The organism is Streptomyces sp. NPDC044984 (assembly GCF_040646935.1).
Taxonomy (GTDB): domain Bacteria; phylum Actinomycetota; class Actinomycetes; order Streptomycetales; family Streptomycetaceae; genus Streptomyces.
The window spans coordinates 231,404-251,170 of sequence record NZ_JBEZBE010000006.1; the positions used below are offsets into that span (position 1 = coordinate 231,404).

Below are 19,767 nucleotides of genomic sequence, written 5' to 3' on the forward strand. Positions count from 1 at the left end.
CGTCAACACGCCCCAGACTCGTGCCGGGGGGCGGGTCACCGGATCGCCCGGGGGAGCGGTTCGCGGCCCTCGCCCGTACGGGGGAGACGGCCCCCTCACTCACTCCTCAGGGGGAGCCGGGCGTGATCAGCCCCGTCTCGTACGCGCAGATCACCGCCTGCACCCGGTCCCTGAGACCGAGCTTGCCCAGCACGTTGCTCACATGGGTCTTGACGGTGTGCTCACTGACGAACAGGGTCGTCGCGATCTCCGCGTTGGACAGTCCCCGGGCCAGCAGCCGCAGCGTCTCCACCTCACGGGCGGTGAGCGCGTCCAGCCGCTGCGGGGCGGCGGCCTCGGCGGTGGCCCGTTCCCGGCGCTGCCGCACGATGTCCGCGACCAGCCGCCGGGTCACCGCGGGGGCGAGCAGCGAGTCCCCCGCCGCGACCACCCGCACCGCGTGCACGAGGTCGTCCCGGCGGACGTCCTTCAGCAGGAAGCCGCTGGCGCCCGCGTACAGCGCCTCGTACACGTACTCGTCCAGGTCGAACGTGGTCAGCATGACCACCTTGCAGCCCGACCGCGCGCACACCCGGCGGGCCGCCTCCAGGCCGTCCATCACCGGCATGCGGATGTCCAGCAGCAGCACGTCCGGGGTGTGCCGGCGCACCGCGGCGACGGCCTCCTCGCCGTTCCCGGCCTCGGCGACCACCTCGATGTCGTCCTGGGCGTCGAGGATCATGCCGAAGCCGGCCCGGACCAGCTCCTGGTCGTCGGCGACGACCACCCGGATGCTCACCCGAGGGCCCCCTCCCGGTCGGCGGCAACGGGAAGGCGTACGACGACCCGGAAGCCGCCGTCCGGGCCGCTGCCGGTCTCGGCGCTGCCCCCGCAGGCGGCGGCCCGCTCCCGGATGCCGACCAGCCCGTGCCCGCCGACCGGCGTGGGGGCACCCCGCCCGTCGTCCGTCATCGTCAGGGTCACCCGGTCCTCCGCCCAGTCCAGCTCCACCACGGCACGGGAGGCACGGGCGTGCTTCACGGTGTTGGTGAGGGCTTCCTGGACCACACGGTAGACGGCGACCTCGGTGTCCGAGGACAGCGGGCGGGGCACGCCCGTGGTGCGCAGTTCGGTGTGCAGCCCCGTGGAGTCCCGCACCTGGCCGATCAGCAGGGGCAGCGCCGCCAGGCCCGGCTGCGGCAGCCGCCGCGCGACGTCGCCGTCCGGCCGCTCCTCCTTCAGCACGCCGAGGATGCGCCGCAGTTGGGCCATCGCGTCCCGTCCGGTCGCCGCGATGGTGTCGAACGTGGCCTCCGCGCGCTCCGGATCCTTGCGCACCACCACGGGTCCGGCCTCCGCCTGCACCACCATCAGGCTCACGGCGTGCGCCAGGATGTCGTGCATGTCCCGGGCGATACGGGAGCGTTCCTCCGCGCGGGCCCGCGCGGTGTCCGCGGCCCGCTCCCGTTCCAGCCGACGGGCCCGGTCCTCCAGTTCGGTGGTGTACGCGCGCTGGACCCGGGCGAGCATCCCGAGGGCGTAGGCGCAGACGAGGCCCATCAGGTGGAAGGCGTACTCGAAGGGTTCCTTGTCCGCCTGGTGCTGCATGGTCACGACGACCCCGACGATCCAGCCCGTGAGCATGAGCCGGCGCTGCCGGGGTCCGACCCGGGCGGCCATGGTGTACAGCACGACCATGCCGCCGTACATCACGTCCGGCGGGGGAGCGTGGTACAGCGCCTGCGCCGGGGTGGCGACCGACACGGCCCACGCGGCCGCGCAGGGCGTCCGCCGCCGCCAGACCAGCGGTACGGCCGTGGCGGCGCCGAGCAGCCAGCCCTGCCAGGTCAGCCGGTCGTCGCCCTCGTCGGGGAAGAGCCACTGCAGGGACACGGCGAACAGCACGAGCGCGGCGAGCGCCGTGTCGAGGGCGTACGGATTCGCCGTGCGCCAGCGGACGACGACCGGCGCGAAGGCGGACCGGAGGGACATGGGCGGCTCCTCGGGGCGGGGGCCGTACCAGTATCGCGAGGAGCCGGGAGCCCGGTCCTCACCGGTGAGAGGGATTTCGCGGCGGCTTCGGGCAGGCGCGGGACGGCCCGCCGTGCCGGCCGGAAGGAGAGGGCCGGTGATCCGCGGCCGGTGGGCCGGGCGCCGGGTGGGAAGGGAGCCGGTCCCTCAGGTGTCCCCGCCGTGCGGCGGGGCGGCCGGCTGCCAGCCCAGGGCCCGGGAGATGCCGCGGGCCGCGAGGCGCAGGGCCGGGGTCAGGGCGGGGATCCGCGCGTCGGAGCGGGGGACGACGACCGACACCGCGGCGGTCACCGTGCCGTCGGGGCCGCGCACGGGCGCCGCCACCGACACCGCGTCCGGGGTGATCTGGCGGTCGCTCACCGCGACACCCGAGCGCCGCACCTCGGCCAGCATCCGCCGCAGCGGCTCCGGTTCGGTGATCGTGTACGGGGTGAAGGAGGCGAGCGGGCCCGCGCAGTACTCCTCCTGGAAGCCGGAGCCGCTGTGCGCGAGCAGGACGAGACCGACCCCGGTGGCGTGCAGCGGCCAGCGGGCGCCGACCCGGATGTGCACACCGACCGCCGAGCGCCCCGACAGCCACTCGGTGTAGACGACCTCGCTCCCGTCGCGCACCGCCAGCTGCACGTTCTCGTGCGTCGCCTCGTACAGGTCCTCCAGGTACGGCAGCGCGACCTGCCGCAGCGCGAGCCCGCGCGGGGCCAGCGCGGCGACCTCCCACAGCCGCAGCCCGACGTGGTACGTCCCCGACGCGTCCCGCTCCAGCGCCCCCCACCGGGCGAGCTCGCCCACGAGCCGGTGCGCGGTGGTCAGCGTGAGCCCGGCCCGGCGGCTGATGTCCGTCAGCGTCAGCGCCGGGTGCGCGTGGTCGAAGGCCGCGAGCACGGACAGCAGACGGTCGGGCGCGGAGCGGCTGGTCATGGCCGGCTGTCCTCCAGCGGGTCGGGTCGGCGGGGCGTACCCGGCGCGGTCGCGCCACGAGTAGGGTCGTCCCGGTTCGTCGTGGCGGGAAGGTGCGGGTGTGAAGCTGACGATTCTGGGCGGTGGGGGATTCCGCGTGCCGCTGGTGTACGGGGCGCTGCTCGGGGACCACGCCGAGGGCCGGGTGACCCGTGTCGTCCTGCACGACGTGGACGCCGGGCGGCTGCGCGCGATCGCCCGGGTGCTGGCCGAGCAGGCCGCCGGTGTGCCCGACGCGCCCGGGGTGACCGTCACCACCGACCTCGACGAGGCGCTGCGCGGCGCCGCGTTCGTCTTCTCCGCGATCCGCGTGGGCGGCCTCGAAGGCCGGGCGAACGACGAACGGGTCGCCCTGGCCGAGGGGGTGCTCGGCCAGGAGACGGTCGGCGCGGGCGGCATCGCCTACGGTCTGCGCACCGTGCCCGTCGCCGTCGACATCGCCCGGCGGGTGGCCCGCCTCGCCCCCGACGCCTGGGTCATCAACTTCACCAACCCCGCCGGCCTGGTCACCGAGGCCATGTCCCGCCACCTGGGCGACCGCGTCATCGGCATCTGCGACTCACCGGTCGGCCTCGGCCGCCGTATCGCCCGGGTGCTCGGCGCGCGGCCGCGGGAGGCGTGGATCGACTACGTCGGCCTCAACCACCTCGGCTGGGTGCGCGGTCTGCGGGTCGCCGGCCGCGACGAACTCCCGCGCCTGCTCGCCGACCCCGTCCTGCTCGGCTCCTTCGAGGAGGGCAGGCTCTTCGGCGCCGACTGGCTGCGGTCCCTGGGCGCGATCCCCAACGAGTACCTGCACTACTACTACTTCAACCGTGAGGCCGTACGCGCCTACCGGGAGGCGGAGCGGACCCGGGGCGCGTTCCTGCACGACCAGCAGGCGCGGTTCTACGCCGGGGTGGCCGACCCCGGCGTCCCCGCCCTGGACCTGTGGAACCGCACCCGCGCCGAACGCGAGGCCACCTACATGGCCGAGAACCGGGAGGCGGCGGGCGCGGGTGAACGCGAGGCCGAGGACCTGTCCGGCGGCTACGAGAACGTGGCGCTCGCCCTGATGCGGGCGATCGCCCGCGACGAACGCGCCACCCTGATCCTCAACGTCCGCAACCGCGGCACCCTGTCCCCCCTGGACGCGGACGCCGTCATTGAGGTCCCCTGCCTGGTGGACGCCAGTGGCGCGCACCCCGTCTCCGTCGACCCGCTGCCCGGCCACGCCACCGGTCTGGTCTGCGCCGTCAAGGCCGTCGAGCGCGAGGTGCTCGCCGCCGCCCGGTCGGGCTCCCGCGCGACGGCCGTCAAGGCGTTCGCACTGCATCCGCTCGTGGACTCCGTGAACGTGGCCCATCGTCTCGTCGACGGCTACACCGCCGTCCACCCCGGCCTCGCCTACCTCGGATAGCCGGCGGACACGGCTTCGGGCCGGCCGGTCGCCCCCCGTGACAGCGGCCGACCGACCCGAGCCCCCCGTTCCCCCGTGCTTCCCCCCCGGCGGCTTCCCCAAGTCGCCGTCACCATCAAGAGCACGCGACCCGGCCCCTGATACACCCCCGGCGGAGATTTCCCGAAGATTTTCTACGTGCGCGCTCCGGTCGCCGTCCGGGCCTCCACGGACCGGGCCGGAGCCGGTACGGCCCCCAGCGCGGCCGTGGGCACGTCGGCGTGCTGCTGCGGCAGCGTCACCGGCAGCAGCGGACGCGGACCCGACACCACCGTGTAGTCCTGGCCCAGGAACGGCGGCGTCATCTCACCCGGGTCCTCGCCGAGCGCCAGCCGCACGGCGGCCCACGGGACGTTCAGCCCGCACAGCGACAGCTGGTGCAGCCCGCCCGCCGGCCGGGTGTTGACGTCCATGAGCACGGGCCGCTCGCCCAGCATCCGGAACTGGATGTTGGACAGGTGGTGCAGTCCGAAGCCCTCCGCGATCCGCCGGGCCGGCTCCAGCCACTGCTCGTGCAGCGTGAAGCCCCTGCGCCGGCCGTTCTTGGTGCGTCCCACCGCCAGCCGGATCCGGTTGTCGGTCCCGGTGAGGCAGTCCACCGACACCTCGGGCTGCTCCAGCCGGGGCATCACCAGCCAGTCCACCGGCTCTTCGGCCTCCCGCAGGGCGTCCAGCACCAGGCCGAGCGGCACGTACGGGCTCGGGAAGCCGCTCAGCTGGGTGAGCGAGAAGGGCGCGCGGGTGATCACGCGGAAGCCCACCCCGCCCGCGCCGGAGGCGGGCTTGAAGCAGGCCCGGTACCCGCGCGCCTCCAACTCGTCGACCACCGCGACGAGTTCGTCGGCACTGCGGACCCGCCACCACGGCGGCACGGGCACCCCGATCGCCTGGACCGCCTCATAGGCGATCACCTTGTCGTGGAACACGGCCACCGCCTCGGGCGGCGGCGCGAGGAGCGCCGTACCGGCCGCCTCGAACTCGGCGCGGTGCGCGACGATCGCCGCCTGGTGCAGCCGGGGCACGAACACGTCGATGCCGCGCCGCTCGCACTGGGTGAGCGCGTACTCGACGTACGCCGCCGGGGACAGCCCCTCGGGCTCCAGCTCGGCGGTGTCGGCGGCGGCCAGCACGGGGGAGTCGGGGTCGCCGTGGGTGGCGTGGATCTCGACGGCCCGGTCGCCGGGATTTCTCCGCAGCTGATCCATGAAGAACACGTTCTCCGCGTACGTGCGGTTGAGCCAGACGCGTACGCGAGAGATCATGCAGGCCGCCTTTCGGGGGTGTGCGGGCAGGGCTCAGCGGCCCGTCGCCCGGGCAGGAGTATGGAGGGTCACCAAACCGCCCTGTACGAAGGGCGTTTCACGGCGGTGGTGTCGGGGCAGACTATACGGCTTCGGCGACCGCTCCCGTACCACACCCGGAGACGGGGTGCGCTTGTTCCGGCGGCACGGATGTGATCTCGTGGTGGCGTTCGTGACGGCTGAAGGAGCGACGGGTGATGTCGGGGACAGACGACGGCGGACAGCTGTGGGCCATCAGCGACCTGCACATCGGTTACGCCGAGAACCGCGAGCTGGTCGAACGGATGCGGCCCGAGTCGGACGAGGACTGGCTGCTCGTGGCCGGTGACGTCGCGGAGACCGTGGAGGACGTCCGCTGGGCCCTCAAGACCCTGGCCGGCCGGTTCGCCAAGGTCGTCTGGGTGCCCGGCAACCACGAGCTGTGGACCCACCCGAGCGACCCGGTCACGCTGCGCGGCGTCGCCCGCTACGACCACCTGGTCGAGCAGTGCCGCGACCTCGGGGTGATCACACCCGAGGACCCGTACCCCGTCTGGGACGGCCCCGGCGGCCCGGTCGCCGTCGCACCGCTGTTCCTGCTGTACGACTACTCGTTCCTGCCGCCCGGGTGCGCCACCAAGGACGAGGGGCTGGAGTACGCGCACGGCACCGGGGTCGTCTGCACCGACGAACAGCTGCTGCACCCCGACCCGTACCCGAGCCGGGAGGCCTGGTGCCGGGCCCGGGTCGCCGCGACCGAACGCCGGCTGGCCGAGGTGCCGGACGGACTGCCGCTCGTCCTGGTCAACCACTGGCCGCTGCACCGCCATCCGACGGACGTCCTGTGGTACCCCGAGTTCGCCATGTGGTGCGGCACCGTGCTCACCGACGACTGGCACCGGCGGTTCCCCGTCCACACCATGGTCTACGGTCATCTGCACATCCCCCGGAGCACCCGGCAGGACGGGGTCCGCTTCGAGGAGGTGTCGGTGGGCTACCCGCGCGAATGGCGCAAGCGCGAACAGCCTCCGGGACGGCTGCGCCGGATCGTGCCATGGACGGAGGAGGGGCGATGATCGAGGAACTGCTGCCGCAGACGGTGGTCGCCGTCGAGGCCTACGGCGACGAGGGCGTCGACGCACCGCTGTATCCCGAGGAGGAGGCGCTGCTGGAGCGCGCCGTCCTCAAACGCCGCCGGGAGTTCACCGCCGTGCGCTCCTGCGCCCGCCGCGCCATGGAGAAGCTGGGCGTGCCCGCGCGGCCGGTGCTGCCCGGTGAGCGGGGCGCCCCCGTCTGGCCCGACGGGCTGGCCGGCAGCATGACCCACTGCCAGGGCTACTGCGCCGCCGCCCTGGTGCGCGCCGCCGACCTGGCGTCCCTCGGCATCGACGCGGAGCCCCACGCCCCGCTGCCCGAGGGCGTCCTGTCCTCCGTGGCGCTGCCGCGGGAGGCGGCGCGGATCGGCGCCCTGGCCGAGGAACTGCCCGCCGTGCACTGGGACCGGCTGCTGTTCAGCGCCAAGGAGTCCGTCTACAAGGCGTGGTTCCCGCTCACCGGGAAGTGGCTGGACTTCCTGGAGGCCGACCTCGACTTCTTCGCCGACCCCGGCGAGCACACCCGCGGCGGCTTCCGGGCCACCCTCCTCGTCCCCGGCCCGCGCGTGGGCACCCGAGTGGTCGACCACTTCACCGGCCGCTGGATCACCGGAGGAGACCTGGTCGCGACGGCGGTCACCGTCCCGCACGGCTGAACGGGAGGCGACCGCCGCCCCGGGAGGGACACGACCGGCTACGGCTCGGGGTGCCAGTCGCGCAGCATCCGGAAGAACACCTCCTCGTTGCCGGCCAGACCCGCCCGGGCCAGGGCGGTCTCCGCCTCGGCGAGCACGGAGGGCGGCACCGTCGGGGGCCCGGGAGGCCCCGGCGGGCCCGGCCGGGTGTCGAGGACGGCGCGCACCGTGTGCAGCAGTCGTAGATAGGCCTGGACGGCGGTGCGCTCGCGGTCGGTCGGTACGGCGGTGGGCATCGCTCGGTTCTCCCCGTGTCGCGGTCGGTGACGATTCGCCTCCAGCTTGCCGCCCACCACTGACAACCGGATCGCCCCGCGGTCCGGTTCCCCCACCCGGAGGGGCTCGCGCGCCGGGGCGTGCCCGCTCAGCCCTGCGGCCCCAGGTACCCCAGCGACGCCTCGATCCGCCCCGCCAGCCGGTCCCGCCGCACCGGCCCGCGCAGCGACCAACCGGCCAGCCGGGTCCGGCACCTGCTGGCCAGCAGCAGGCCGAAGGCCTCGGCCTCCTTCTCCTCGGCCAGGTCGAACCGGGTGCGCGCGGCGACCTTCAGGACGGCCGCCCGCAGGGTGTCCTCGTCGAGGGCATGACCCAGCAGACGCGTCGCCACCTCGGAGCCCCGGACGTGATGGCGACCGCGGTGCCCGGCCTGCATGTGCCACAGCTCGTGCCCCAGGATCACCAGCTGGTGGTCGGGCGCCGTGCGTTCCTCGATCACGACGAGGTCCTGGTCCGCCATGTCGAGCCACAGCCCGCTCGCCGTCCCGGGCGGGAAGACCGCCGTACGGAACAGCACGGGCCGGCCGCGGCGCCTGCTCATCGCCTCGCACAGGGCCGCGTACAGATCGGCGGGCCGGGCCGGGACCGGAAGCGTCAGCTCCGCCAGCAACTCGCCGCACAGGCGGCGCATCTCCCTGCCGATGCCCACTGTCCTCCCCGGGTCAGGCCTTGGGCCGCTGGACACTCTCCAGGAGCATGTCCAGCCACTCCGCGACCTTGTCGCGGTGCTGGTCGGTGGGCAGCTGGGCGGCCCGCCAGGCGATCTGGCGCACCCCGTGGTCCCGCAGCAGCCGCTCCAGCGGGTCGTCGGCCGGCGCCGCCGCCGCCCGCTCCCGGTCCGCGAGTTTCTGCAGCAGCTCCTGCTCGGTGTGCTGGAGCGCGCCCGCCAGCGCCTCGGGGTCCTCGGCGGTGAGGAAACCGGCGTGCACCCGGAAGAACCGCTGGATGGCGTCGCAGTGCTCCATGGTCGGACGCCGGTCGCCGTTGATCAGCGCGCCGGCCTGCTGCCGGGACATGCCCGCGCCGTCGGCGATCTCCTGCTGCGTGTACTTGCGGCCGTTCGGCTTCAGCCGGGTGCGGCGCAGCAGGTCCAGCCGCTGCACGAACCGCGCCTGCACATCGGGCTCGCCCGTGGACCGGCCGCTCAGCAGCGCCTTGACCACGGACTCCGGGACACCGGAAGCGGCGGACAGCCGGCCGACGTCGAAGACCTCGGCGTGCGCCACGCCGAGCCGGTCGGCGAGTGCGGTGACGCGGGCGACGACGGCCGGCAGCGCGGCCGTCGGCGTGGTGCCCGGACCCTCGAAGCCACCCGTCACCGAAAGATCTCCTAGGTCTCTCACAGGCTTCTCACAAGCGATTGCCGTGAACTTCACGGAGACTAGCCGTTGTCTCGAACTCACATCCAGGTCTCGCCACAACTGTGGCCAATTTCAGCCGTCAACCGGCATGGAATGCCACGATAGTTGACACGCATCACGTGCGGGCAGCAGGATCGGGGCGCCGCGTCAGGGCCGCACAGGCAAGAGGGGTGACCTCCCGATGGCACATCAGGCAGGAGGGCAGCGGCCGGCGCCGCGGCCCGTCCCCGGGACCCCCGAGGCCCATGCCTATTTCCAGGACTACGCCGTACTCCTGGAGGCGACCGCCTTCCCCTCCCTGGTGATCGACCACCGCTGGGACGTGCTGCTCACCAACGCCGCTTTCCGGACACTTTTCCAGGACGTCGAGCCGCACCCGACGGCCCTGCCCTCCGACAACTTCCTCCGGTTCGTGCTCTTCCACCCGGACGCGGCCACGGTGCTCGGTGACCACGAGTCGAGCTGGTGCCTGCCGATGCTGGCCCACTTCGCCGGGGCCGTCGAGCGGTACGGCCACGACCGCGGGCTGCAGGCCATCCGCCGCGACATCGCCCAGGACCCCATCATGGAGGCCGCCTACCGGCACGGACTGCCGCACTGGCTGCGGGTCGTCGGCGAGCAGGCCGCCGAACACGACGGCGCCGTACGGCCGCTGCTCCATCCCGACCCCCGCTGGGGCGCCACGGACTGCCGGATCGTCGCGGAGACGACCCCGGCCCTCCGGGACATGGACTGCACCCGGCTGACGCTGGTCCTGCGCGAGACGCGCCGCACCTCCTCCGGGGGCCGGGGGGCCCGCCGTGCCGCCTCCCACCTGAGAGTGGTCCGCTCCGCCGGCTGAGGCAGCCCTTCACGGAAGGTGTCCGCGCCCTTCCCCACGGTAGTGCTGTGTGACATAGTACTGCCGTGAGCGAGCCGCTGACCTGCGACGTCGTGATAGTGGGCGCCGGGATGACGGGCGCCGCCTGCGCCCTGTACGCGGCCCGGGCGGGCCTCGCCGTGACCGTGGTGGACCGGGGTCCCGTGGCCGGCGGCACGACCGGCGCCGGCGAGGGGAACCTCCTCGTCTCCGACAAGGCACCCGGCCCCGAACTCGAACTCGCCCTGCTGTCCCACCGGTTGTGGGCACAGGTGGCACAGGAACCGGCCGGGCCGGTCGAGTACGAGGCCAAGGGCGGGCTCGTCGTCGCCGAGACCCCCGAGACGCTCGACGGGCTGCGGAGGTTCGCGGACACCCAGCGGGCCGCCGGGGTGACGGCCGACCCCGTCCCCGCCGACCGGCTCCACGACCTCGAACCGCGTCTGGCGCCCGGCCTCGCGGGCGGTGTGCACTATCCGCAGGACGCCCAGGTGATGCCCGCCCTCGCCGCCGCCCACCTGCTGCGCGCCTCCGGGGCCCGGCTGCTCACCGGCCGCGAGGTGACCCGGGTCCTGCGCGCCGCCGACGGCGCGGTGCGCGGGGTGCGCACGGACCGCGGCGACCTCCACGCCCCCGCCGTCGTCAACGCGGCCGGCCCCTGGGGCGGCGAACTGGCCGTCCGCGCCGGGGTGTCCCTGCCCGTCCTGCCCCGACGGGGCTTCGTCCTGGTCACCGAGCCACTGCCGCCCCGCATCCGGCACAAGGTGTACGCCGCCGACTACGTGGCCGACGTCGCCAGCGACTCCGCGGCACTGCGGACCTCCCCGGTGGTGGAGGGAACGGCCGCCGGACCGGTGCTCATCGGCGCCAGCCGGGAACGGGTCGGCTTCGACCGGTCCCTGTCCCTCCCGGCGGTGCGGGCCCTGGCGGCCGGGGCGACCCGACTGTTCCCCTTCCTGTCCGGCGTCCGGGCCCTGCGCGCGTACGCCGGCTTCCGGCCGTACCTGCCCGACCACCTGCCCGCGATCGGCCCCGACCCCCGGGCGCCCGGACTGTTCCACGTGTGCGGCCACGAGGGCGCGGGCATCGGGCTGGCCACCGGCACCGGCCTGCTGATCGCCCAGGCCCTGACCGGAGGGACACCGGAACTGGACCTCACCCCGTTCCGGCCCGACCGCTTCCCCCCTACGGCGAAGGAGGCCGTGCGGTGAATCCGCTGGAGCTCGCCGGGGCACGCCCCGGACCCGCCTTCGAGGTCACCTTCGACGGACGGCGGATCGAGGCGCTGCCCGGCCGGACGATCGCCGCGGTGCTGTGGGCCGCCGGCGTCACCTCGTGGCGCACCACCCGGGGCGACGGACGCCCCCGCGGGGTGTTCTGCGGGATCGGGGTGTGCTTCGACTGCCTGGTCACCGTGAACGACCGCCCCGACCAGCGGGCCTGTCTGGTCCCGGCCCGGCCGGGCGACGTGATCCGCAGCCAGGAGGGGACGGGCCGTGCGCACTGACCTCGTGGTGATCGGCGCGGGACCGGCGGGACTCGCCGCGGCCCTCGCGGCGGACCGGCGCGGCCTGCGGGTCGCCCTGGTCGACGCGGCTCCCGAACCGGGCGGGCAGTTCTACCGGCAGCCGGCCGCCGGACTCCGCGCGGAACGCCCCCGGGTCCTGCACCACCGGTGGCGCACCTGGACCCGGCTGCGGGACCGGCTCGCCACGAGCTCCGTGCGCGTGCTGGGCGAGCACCACGTGTGGTGCGTGGAACGGACGCCCGGCGGACCGACCGTGCACGCGCTGCTCGGACCGGAACAGCGGGAGCCGGCCGAGGTGCACGCCACCGCCGTGCTGCTGGCCACCGGCGGCTACGAGACCGTGCTGCCCTTCCCCGGCTGGACCCTCCCCGGAGTCGTCACCGCGGGCGGCGCCCAGGCGATGCTCAAGGGCGGGCTCGTCGTGCCGGGCCGGACCGCCGTCGTGGCCGGCACCGGGCCGCTGCTGCTGCCGGTGGCGGCCGGGCTCGCGGCGGCGGGCGTACGGGTCGCCGCGCTGGTGGAGTCCGCGGGCCCGGGCCGCCTGCCGCGGCACGCCGGAGCGCTGGCCGGCAAGCTGCCCGAGGGTGCCGGGTACGCGGCCCGGCTGCTGCGCCACCGCGTGCCCTTCCTCGCCCGGCACACCGTCGTCCGCGCCCACTCCGGGGGAGACCGGCTCACCGGCGTCACCGTCGCCGCCCTCGACGCGCACGGCCGCGTCCGGCCCGGCACCGAACGCCGGCTGCCCTGCGACACCCTCGCGGTGAGCCACGGCATGTTCCCGCACACCGACCTCGCCGAGAGCCTCGGCTGCCGTCTCGACGGACTCACCGTGGCCGTCGACGCGGAACAGCGCACCGACGTCCCCGGCGTGTGGGCGGCGGGGGAGGCCACCGGCGTCGGCGGCGCCGCGCTCGCGCTCGCCGAGGGGCACATCGCCGGTCGCTCGATCGCCGCCCGGGTGCGGGGCACCGTACCCGACCCCGGTGCGTGGGCCCCGGCCGCCAGGGCCCGCGCCCGGCTGCGCGGATCCGCGGCCGCCCTCGACGCCGTGTACGCCCCGCCCGCCCACTGGGCCGACCGGCTCACCGACGACACCGTGGTCTGCCGCTGCGAGGAGGTCACGGCGGGCGAGGTCCGCGCGGGCCTCGCGCTCGGGGCCGGGGACGTCCGCACGGTCAAGCTGCTCACCCGGGCCGGCATGGGCTGGTGCCAGGGCCGGATGTGCGAGCCGGCCGTGGCGGGCCTCGCCGGCTGCGGACCCACCCCGGCCCGGCGGCCGTTCGCGCGTCCGGTGCCGCTGGGCGTGCTCGCCGCACAGCACGAACAGCACACCGAGAGAGGACCCTCATGACCGACCACCGTCCCTGGCGCGGCGTCCTCGTCGCCACCGCGTTGCCGCTGAACGACGACCTCTCCGTGAACCACGACCGCTACGCCGAGCACTGCGCCTGGCTCGTGGAGAACGGCTGCGACGGCGTCGTACCGAACGGCTCGCTCGGCGAGTACCAGGTGCTCACCCCCGAGGAGCGCGCCCGGGTGGTCGGGACCGCCGTCGCCGCGGTCGGCGGGGAGCGCGTCATGCCGGGCGTCGCCGCCTACGGGGCCGCCGAGGCCCGCCGCTGGACCGAGCAGGCCGCCGAGGCGGGCTGCCGGGCCGTGATGCTGCTGCCGCCCAATGCCTACCGCGCCGACGAGCGCTCCGTCCTCGCCCACTACGCCGAGGTCGCCGCCGCCGGGCTCCCCGTCGTCGCCTACAACAACCCCGTCGACACCAAGGTCGACCTGGTGCCGGAACTGCTCGCCCGGCTGCACGGCGAGGGGTACGTCCAGGCGGTCAAGGAGTTCTCGGGGGATGTCCGCCGCGCCTACCGGATCGCCGAACTCGCCCCCGACCTGGACCTGCTGGCCGGCGCGGACGACGTCCTGCTGGAACTCGCCGTGGCCGGCGCCAAGGGCTGGGTGGCCGGCTACCCGAACGCGCTGCCCCGGTCCTGCGTCGAGCTCTACCGCGCCGCCACCGGCGGCGACCTCGGCACCGCGCTGCCGCTGTACCGGCGACTGCATCCCCTGCTCCGCTGGGACTCGCGGGTGGAGTTCGTGCAGGCGATCAAGCTGTCCATGGACCTCGTCGGACGGCACGGCGGCCCCTGCCGCCCGCCCCGCGTGCCCCTGGAACCCGGTCAGGAGGCGGCCGTCCGCGCGGCCACCGAGAAGGCCGTCGCGGCCGGACTGGCGTAGGGGAGGAGCCCGGTCATGCGCAGCAAGCTCGTCCTGCACGCCGTCGACTCGCACACCGAGGGCATGCCCACCCGGGTGATCACCGGCGGCATCGGCACCATCCCCGGCGCGACCATGAACGAACGGCGCCTGTACTTCCGCGAACACCGCGACCACGTCAAGCGGTTGCTGATGAACGAGCCGCGCGGGCACTCGGCGATGAGCGGCGCGATCCTCCAGCCGCCCACCCGGCCCGACTGCGACTGGGGCGTCGTCTACATCGAGGTCTCCGGCTACCTCCCGATGTGCGGACACGGCACGATCGGTGTCGCGACGGTGCTCGTCGAGACCGGCATGGTCGAGGTCGTCGAGCCGGTCACCACCATCCGCCTGGACACCCCCGCCGGGGTCGTCGTCGCCGAGGTGGCGGTCGACGACGGTGCCGCCACGGCCGTGACCCTGCGCAACGTCCCGTCCTTCGCCGTCGCCCTCGACCGCGAGGCCACCCTGCCCGACGGACGGACGGTGACCTACGACCTCGCCTTCGGCGGCAACTTCTACGCGATCCTGCCGCTGGACCGGCTCGGGCTGCCCTTCGACCGGTCCCGCAAGGACGAGATCCTCGCGGCCGGCCTGTCCCTGATGGAGGCGGTCAACGCCGACGGCGGACCGGTCCACCCCGAGGACCCGTCCGTCCACGGCTGTCACCATGTCCAGGTGACCGCTCCCGACGCCACCGCCCGCTACTCCCGGCACGCCATGGTGATCCACCCCGGCTGGTTCGACCGCTCGCCCTGCGGCACCGGCACCAGCGCCCGCATGGCCCAGCTCCACGCGCGCGGCGAACTCCCGCTGCACACCGAGTTCGTGAACGAGTCCTTCATCGGCACCCGGTTCACCGGCCGGCTGCTCGGCACCACCGAGGTGGCCGGCCGCCCGGCGGTGCTGCCCAGCTTCACCGGCCGGGCCTGGATCACGGGCACCGCGCAGTACCTGCTGGACCCGCGCGACCCCTTCCCGGCGGGGTTCGTCCTGTGAACACCGCCCTCTCCGGCCTGGGCGGCCGGGGGCCCAGCTACCGCGAACGGGTCGCGGACGCGCTGCGGGCCGCGCTGATCGCCGGGGAACTGCGCCCCGGCGAGGTGTACTCCGCCCCCGCCCTCGCCGCACGCTTCGGGGTCTCCGCCACCCCCGTGCGCGAGGCCATGCTCGACCTCGCCAAGGAGGGGCTGGTCGACACCGTGCCCAACAAGGGCTTCCGGGTCACCGCCGTCTCCGAGCAACAGCTCGACGAGTACACCCACGTCCGCGCGCTCATCGAGATCCCGACGACGGCCCACCTGGCCGCCACCGCGGACCCGGTGGCCCTGGCGGCGCTGCGCCCGGTCGCCGAGGAGATCGTCACCGCCGCCGCGGCCGGCGACCTCATCGCGTACATCGAGGCCGACCAGCGCTTCCACCTGGGACTGCTGGCGCTCGCCGGCAACGGTCACCTGGTCGAGGTGGTCCGGGACCTGCGCCGGCGCGCACGGCTGTACGGGCTGACCGCGCTGGTGGAGCAGGGGCGGCTGGAGGCGTCGGCCGAGGAGCACCTGGAGCTGCTCGACGCGCTGCTCGCCCGGGACACGGAGACCGTGCGGGCCGTGATGACCCGCCACCTCGGGCACGTCCGAGGGCTCTGGGCGGCGCCTTGACGACGGATTTGCGCGTGAACGCAAGTGGCTTGCGCTTTTTGCGTTACTCTTGCGCGCATGACACGACGACTTGCTGTGGTGGCGAAGAAGGTCGGGGTCAGCGAGGCCACGGTCAGCCGGGTGCTCAACGGCAAGCCGGGGGTCTCCGAGGCCACCCGGCAGGCGGTGCTCTCCGCCCTGGACGTGCTCGGCTACGAGCGGCCCACCCAGCTGCGCGGTGAACGCGCCCGGCTGGTCGGCCTGGTCCTGCCCGAGCTGCAGAACCCGATCTTCCCGGCCTTCGCGGAGGTCATCGGCGGCGCGCTGGCCCAGCTCGGCCTCACGCCGGTGCTGTGCACCCAGACCCGGGGCGGTGTCTCCGAGGCGGACTACGTGGACCTGCTGCTCCAGCAGCAGGTGTCCGGGGTGGTGTTCGCCGGCGGTCTGTACGCCCAGGCCGACGCGCCCCACGACCACTACCGGCGGCTCGCCGAGCGCAACATCCCGGTCGTCCTCGTCAACGCGGCGATCGAACACCTCGGCTTCCCGGCCGTGTCGTGCGACGACGCCGTGGCCGTGGAGCAGGCCTGGCGGCACCTGGCCTCGCTCGGGCACGAGCGCATCGGCCTTGTGCTCGGCCCCGGCGACCACATGCCCTCGGCCCGCAAGCTGGCCGCCGCCCGCGCGGTCGCGGGGGAGATGCCCGAAGAGCACGTCGCCCGCGCCATGTTCTCCATCGAGGGCGGTCACGCCGCCGCCACCCGGCTCATCGAGCGGGGCGTCACCGGCTTCATCTGCGCCAGCGACCCCCTCGCCCTCGGTGTCGTACGGGCCGCCCGCCGCAAGGGACTCGACGTGCCCGGACGGATATCCGTCGTCGGTTACGACGACTCGGCGCTGATGAACTGCACCGAGCCCCCGCTGACCACCGTCCGGCAGCCCATCGAGGCCATGGGCAAGGCGGTGGTGGAACTGCTGAACGCGCAGATCAGCGGCAGTGCGGTGGCACCCGAGGAGCTTTTGTTCGAACCCGAGCTGGTGGTGCGGGGGTCGACCGCCCAGGCGCCCCGCTCCTGAGCCCCGCTCCACTGTCGAACAATTTCATATTCTGCGCGACATCTTGCGGACCGATGTTGTCGGTGCTTGAGTGTGCCCCGCCCACCGCTCCTGTTCCGAGGGGTTCACTCGCTCCTGTCCCGTAAGGGGTCCACCGATGAGAAGCACCGGGATCCGTCGTACCCTCGCCGCGCTGGGCGTCGGCGCGCTCACGCTCACCGCGTGCGGGTCGAACGACGACGAAGCCGCCGGCGGCAAGACCCGCATCACGGTCAACTGCATGCCGCCCAAGAGCGCCGAGGTCGACCGCCAGTTCTTCGAGGAGGACGTCGCCGCCTTCGAGAAGAAGAACCCGGACATCGACGTCGTCCCGCACGACGCGTTCCCCTGCCAGGACCCGAAGACGTTCGACGCCAAGCTCGCCGGCGGACAGATGGAGGACGTCTTCTACACCTACTTCACCGACGCGCGGCACGTCGTCGACATCGGCCGGGCGGCCGATCTCACCCCGTACGTCAAGGAGTTGAAGAGCTACGACACCATCCAGCAGCAGCTGCGGGACATCTACACCGTCGACGGCAAGGTCTACGGCGTCCCGCGCACCGGCTACTCGATGGGCCTGGTCTACCACCGGGAGCTCTTCGAGAAGGCCGGACTCGACCCGGACCGGCCGCCCACCACCTGGGACGAGGTCCGCACCGCCGCCAGGAAGATCGCCGCACTCGGCGACGGCACCGTCGGCTACGCCGACTACAGCGCCCAGAACCAGGGCGGCTGGCACTTCACCGCTGAGCTCTACTCCCGGGGCGGCGACGTGGTGAGCGCCGACGGCGAGAAGGCCACCGTCGACACCCCCGAGGGCCGTGCCGTGCTCCAGACCCTGCACGACATGCGGTGGAAGGACGAGTCGATGGGCAGCAAGCAGCTCCTCGTCATCAACGACGTCCAGCAGATGATGGGCGCCGGCAAGCTCGGCATGTACCTCGCCGCACCCGACAACATCCCGATCCTCGTCAAGGAGAAGGGCGCCGAGTACGAGAACATCGCCCTCGCCCCCATGCCCGGCGGCGAGGGCACCCTCATCGGCGGCGACGGCTACATGTTCGACAAGAACGCCTCACCCGAGCAGATCCGCGCCGGCCTCAAGTGGCTCGACCACATGTTCCTCACCCCCGGCGACGGCTTCCTCGGCGACTACGCCCGCGCCGAGGAGAACGACGCCCCGGTCGGCCTGCCCGAACCCCGCCTGTTCACCGGTGCCGCCGACGACAGGGACCAGCAGGCCAAGAAGGCCAACGCCAACGTCCCGGTGGAGAACTACCAAGCCTTCCTCGACGGCAACCAGAAGCTGGAGATGAAGATCGAGCCGCCCCACGCCCAGCAGCTCTACTCCGTTCTCGACGGGGTCGTCTCCGCCGTCCTCACCAAGGAGGACGCGGACATCGACCGGCTCCTGAAGGACGCCTCCGCGAAGATCGACGGCATCCTGGCCCGGAGCTGACCGGTGACGAAGACGGTTGAACGGCCGACCGGGGCAGTGCGGGTCCGACCGGTGAGGGCGCCGTCCCCGGCAGGGGGCCGGAGACGGCGCGGCCTCACCGACCACCTGCGCGCCTACGGCTTCCTCCTCGGCGGCCTCGTCTGCTTCGCCCTGTTCTCCTGGTACCCGGCGATCCGCGCCGTCGTGATCGCCTTCCAGAAGTACACGCCGGGCTCCGACCCCGAATGGGTCGGCACCGCCAACTTCACCCGGGTCCTCAGCGATCCCGAGTTCGGCGCGGCCTGGCGCAACACGCTCACCTTCACCCTGCTCGCCCTGCTGATCGGCTTCGCGATCCCCTTCGTGCTGGCCCTCGTGCTCAACGAACTGAGGCACGCCAAGGCCTTCTTCCGGGTCGTCGTCTATCTCCCGGTGATGATCCCGCCGGTGGTCAGCGCCCTGCTGTGGAAGTGGTTCTACGATCCCGGCGCCGGCCTCGCCAACGAGGCGCTGCGCTTCCTCCACCTGCCCACCTCGAACTGGTCCAACGGCGCCGACACCGCCCTGGTCTCCCTGGTCATCGTCGCCACCTGGGCCAACCTGGGCGGCACCGTCCTCATCTACCTCGCCGCCCTCCAGTCCATCCCCGGCGAGCTGTACGAGGCCGCCGAACTGGACGGCGCGAACCTGCTCCAGCGCATCCGCCACGTGACGGTCCCGCAGACCAGGTTCGTCATCCTCATGCTGATGCTGCTCCAGATCATCGCCACCATGCAGGTGTTCACCGAACCCTTCGTGATCACCGGCGGCGGCCCCGAGAACGCCACCGTGACCGTCCTCTACCTCATCTACAAGTACGCCTTCCTCTACAACGACTTCGGTGGCGCCTGCGCGCTGAGCGTGATGCTCCTCGCCCTGCTCGGCGCGTTCTCCGCCGGCTACCTCCGCCTCACCCGCTCCGGAGAGGAGGCCGCGTGAGCAGCACCACCCGCACCCTCGTCTCCCCGGCCGTACTGGCCCGCCCGCGCGGCCGGGCCGTCTACTGGACCGTGTTCACCGGCGTCGTCGTGCTGTTCGCGCTCGCCTTCCTCTTCCCCGTCTACTGGATGGCGAGCGGCGCGATGAAGTCACCGGACGAGGTGGCGCGCACCCCGCCCACCCTCGTCCCGGAGAACTGGAGCACCAGCGGCTACACCGACGCCTGGGAGCTGATGCAGCTGCCCACCCACCTGTGGAACACGGTGGTGCAGGCGGCCGGCGCCTGGCTGTTCCAGCTGGTGTTCTGCACGGCCGCCGCCTACGCCCTGTCCAAGCTCCGGCCCGCCTTCGGCAGGCTGATCCTCGGTGGCATCCTCGCCACGCTGATGGTCCCGGCCCAGGCCCTGGTCGTACCGAAGTACCTGACCGTGGCGGATCTCGGCCTGCTCAACGACCCCCTCGCCATCTGGCTGCCGGCCGTCGCCAACGCCTTCAACCTCTACCTGCTCAAGCGGTTCTTCGACCAGCTGCCCAGGGACGTGCTCGAGGCCGCCGAGATGGACGGCGCGAGCAGGCTGCGCACCCTGTGGTCGATCGTGCTGCCCATGTCGCGCCCGGTGCTCGGCGTGGTGTCGATCTTCGCACTGGTCGCCGTGTGGCAGGACTTCCTCTGGCCGCTGATGGTCTTCTCCGACACGGGCAAACAGCCGATCAGCGTGGCCCTCGTGCAACTGTCGCAGAACATCCAGCTGACCGTGCTCATCGCCGCGATGGTGATCGCCAGCATCCCCATGGTCGCGCTGTTCCTCGTCTTCCAGCGGCACATCGTCGCCGGAATCAGCGCGGGCAGCACCAAGGGCTGACA

Annotated in this window: 21 protein-coding genes; 14 read left to right on the forward strand and 7 right to left on the reverse strand. The window is 73.4% G+C overall.

Features of this window, described 5'->3' with window-relative positions:
* Positions 1-106 precede the first annotated feature (106 nt).
* The 3 genes from AB0A94_RS09240 to AB0A94_RS09250 all read right to left on the reverse strand — a co-directional run bounded on the left by AB0A94_RS09240 (position 107) and on the right by AB0A94_RS09250 (position 2,928).
* Positions 107-778, reverse strand: coding sequence for a response regulator transcription factor (locus AB0A94_RS09240; protein ID WP_361741190.1), 672 nt, complete (start codon positions 776-778; stop codon positions 107-109).
* On the reverse strand, positions 775-1,971 hold the full coding sequence (locus AB0A94_RS09245; RefSeq protein WP_361741192.1) for a sensor histidine kinase: 1,197 nt from the start codon (positions 1,969-1,971) through the stop codon (positions 775-777). Before AB0A94_RS09245 ends, AB0A94_RS09240 begins: the two co-directional genes overlap by 4 nt.
* Positions 1,972-2,157: 186 nt before the next feature.
* On the reverse strand, positions 2,158-2,928 hold the full coding sequence (locus tag AB0A94_RS09250; protein WP_361741195.1) for an IclR family transcriptional regulator: 771 nt from the start codon (positions 2,926-2,928) through the stop codon (positions 2,158-2,160).
* A gap of 100 nt (positions 2,929-3,028) precedes the next feature.
* Here AB0A94_RS09250 and AB0A94_RS09255 point away from each other — a divergent pair, with 100 nt between their 5' ends.
* The gene (locus tag AB0A94_RS09255; protein ID WP_361741198.1) at positions 3,029-4,366 is read left to right on the forward strand and encodes a 6-phospho-beta-glucosidase; all 1,338 of its coding nucleotides are present in this window, start codon (positions 3,029-3,031) and stop codon (positions 4,364-4,366) included.
* 173 nt (positions 4,367-4,539) lie between these two features.
* On the opposite strand, the gene AB0A94_RS09260 is transcribed toward AB0A94_RS09255, so the two are convergent.
* Complete coding sequence (locus AB0A94_RS09260; protein ID WP_361741200.1) at positions 4,540-5,667, reverse strand: ATP-grasp domain-containing protein; 1,128 nt, start codon at positions 5,665-5,667, stop codon at positions 4,540-4,542.
* A gap of 236 nt (positions 5,668-5,903) precedes the next feature.
* Here AB0A94_RS09260 and AB0A94_RS09265 point away from each other — a divergent pair, with 236 nt between their 5' ends.
* Entirely contained in the window at positions 5,904-6,761 is an 858-nt protein-coding gene (locus tag AB0A94_RS09265) for a metallophosphoesterase (protein WP_361741203.1), read from the forward strand.
* Positions 6,758-7,435 carry a 4'-phosphopantetheinyl transferase superfamily protein gene (locus AB0A94_RS09270; RefSeq protein WP_361741206.1) on the forward strand — a complete coding sequence of 226 codons (678 nt, stop codon included), beginning with the start codon at positions 6,758-6,760 and terminating at the stop codon, positions 7,433-7,435. The genes AB0A94_RS09265 and AB0A94_RS09270 overlap by 4 nt, the downstream gene beginning before the upstream one ends.
* Positions 7,436-7,473: 38 nt before the next feature.
* Here the strand turns inward: AB0A94_RS09270 and AB0A94_RS09275 are convergent, their stop codons facing one another.
* The 3 genes from AB0A94_RS09275 to AB0A94_RS09285 all read right to left on the reverse strand — a co-directional run bounded on the left by AB0A94_RS09275 (position 7,474) and on the right by AB0A94_RS09285 (position 9,069).
* Positions 7,474-7,710, reverse strand: a complete 237-nt coding sequence (locus AB0A94_RS09275; RefSeq protein WP_361741209.1) for a hypothetical protein — start codon at positions 7,708-7,710, stop codon at positions 7,474-7,476.
* 128 nt (positions 7,711-7,838) lie between these two features.
* Complete coding sequence (locus AB0A94_RS09280) at positions 7,839-8,381, reverse strand: toxin-antitoxin system, toxin component (protein ID WP_361741346.1); 543 nt, start codon at positions 8,379-8,381, stop codon at positions 7,839-7,841.
* A gap of 31 nt (positions 8,382-8,412) precedes the next feature.
* A complete protein-coding gene (locus AB0A94_RS09285; RefSeq protein WP_361741212.1) occupies positions 8,413-9,069 on the reverse strand; it encodes a helix-turn-helix transcriptional regulator in 657 nt (218 codons plus the stop codon).
* 223 nt (positions 9,070-9,292) lie between these two features.
* Between AB0A94_RS09285 and AB0A94_RS09290 the strand changes: the two genes are divergently transcribed.
* The 11 genes from AB0A94_RS09290 (at position 9,293) to AB0A94_RS09340 (ending at position 19,765) form a co-directional block, all read left to right on the forward strand.
* Entirely contained in the window at positions 9,293-9,952 is a 660-nt protein-coding gene (locus AB0A94_RS09290; RefSeq protein ID WP_361741215.1) for a hypothetical protein, read from the forward strand.
* A gap of 65 nt (positions 9,953-10,017) precedes the next feature.
* Positions 10,018-11,181 carry an FAD-binding oxidoreductase gene (locus AB0A94_RS09295; protein ID WP_361741217.1) on the forward strand — a complete coding sequence of 388 codons (1,164 nt, stop codon included), beginning with the start codon at positions 10,018-10,020 and terminating at the stop codon, positions 11,179-11,181.
* Positions 11,178-11,477, forward strand: a complete 300-nt coding sequence (locus tag AB0A94_RS09300) for a (2Fe-2S)-binding protein (RefSeq protein ID WP_217133164.1) — start codon at positions 11,178-11,180, stop codon at positions 11,475-11,477. The genes AB0A94_RS09295 and AB0A94_RS09300 overlap by 4 nt, the downstream gene beginning before the upstream one ends.
* A complete protein-coding gene (locus tag AB0A94_RS09305) occupies positions 11,467-12,849 on the forward strand; it encodes an FAD-dependent oxidoreductase (protein WP_361741220.1) in 1,383 nt (460 codons plus the stop codon). The genes AB0A94_RS09300 and AB0A94_RS09305 overlap by 11 nt, the downstream gene beginning before the upstream one ends.
* Positions 12,846-13,736: a dihydrodipicolinate synthase family protein gene (locus tag AB0A94_RS09310; RefSeq protein ID WP_361741222.1), complete on the forward strand. Its 891-nt coding sequence runs from the start codon at positions 12,846-12,848 to the stop codon at positions 13,734-13,736. The genes AB0A94_RS09305 and AB0A94_RS09310 overlap by 4 nt, the downstream gene beginning before the upstream one ends.
* A 15-nt stretch (positions 13,737-13,751) precedes the next feature.
* Positions 13,752-14,753 (forward strand): proline racemase family protein, encoded by a 1,002-nt coding sequence (locus AB0A94_RS09315; RefSeq protein WP_361741224.1) that lies wholly within the window; start codon positions 13,752-13,754, stop codon positions 14,751-14,753.
* Positions 14,750-15,409: a GntR family transcriptional regulator gene (locus AB0A94_RS09320; protein ID WP_361741227.1), complete on the forward strand. Its 660-nt coding sequence runs from the start codon at positions 14,750-14,752 to the stop codon at positions 15,407-15,409. Before AB0A94_RS09315 ends, AB0A94_RS09320 begins: the two co-directional genes overlap by 4 nt.
* Positions 15,410-15,466: 57 nt before the next feature.
* Complete coding sequence (locus tag AB0A94_RS09325; protein WP_361741230.1) at positions 15,467-16,465, forward strand: LacI family DNA-binding transcriptional regulator; 999 nt, start codon at positions 15,467-15,469, stop codon at positions 16,463-16,465.
* A gap of 136 nt (positions 16,466-16,601) precedes the next feature.
* Positions 16,602-17,945, forward strand: coding sequence for a sugar ABC transporter substrate-binding protein (locus tag AB0A94_RS09330; protein WP_361741233.1), 1,344 nt, complete (start codon positions 16,602-16,604; stop codon positions 17,943-17,945).
* A gap of 3 nt (positions 17,946-17,948) precedes the next feature.
* On the forward strand, positions 17,949-18,902 hold the full coding sequence (locus AB0A94_RS09335; RefSeq protein WP_361741236.1) for a sugar ABC transporter permease: 954 nt from the start codon (positions 17,949-17,951) through the stop codon (positions 18,900-18,902).
* Positions 18,899-19,765, forward strand: coding sequence for a carbohydrate ABC transporter permease (locus AB0A94_RS09340; RefSeq protein ID WP_361741239.1), 867 nt, complete (start codon positions 18,899-18,901; stop codon positions 19,763-19,765). The genes AB0A94_RS09335 and AB0A94_RS09340 overlap by 4 nt, the downstream gene beginning before the upstream one ends.
* The last annotated feature ends 2 nt before the right edge of the window (positions 19,766-19,767 follow it).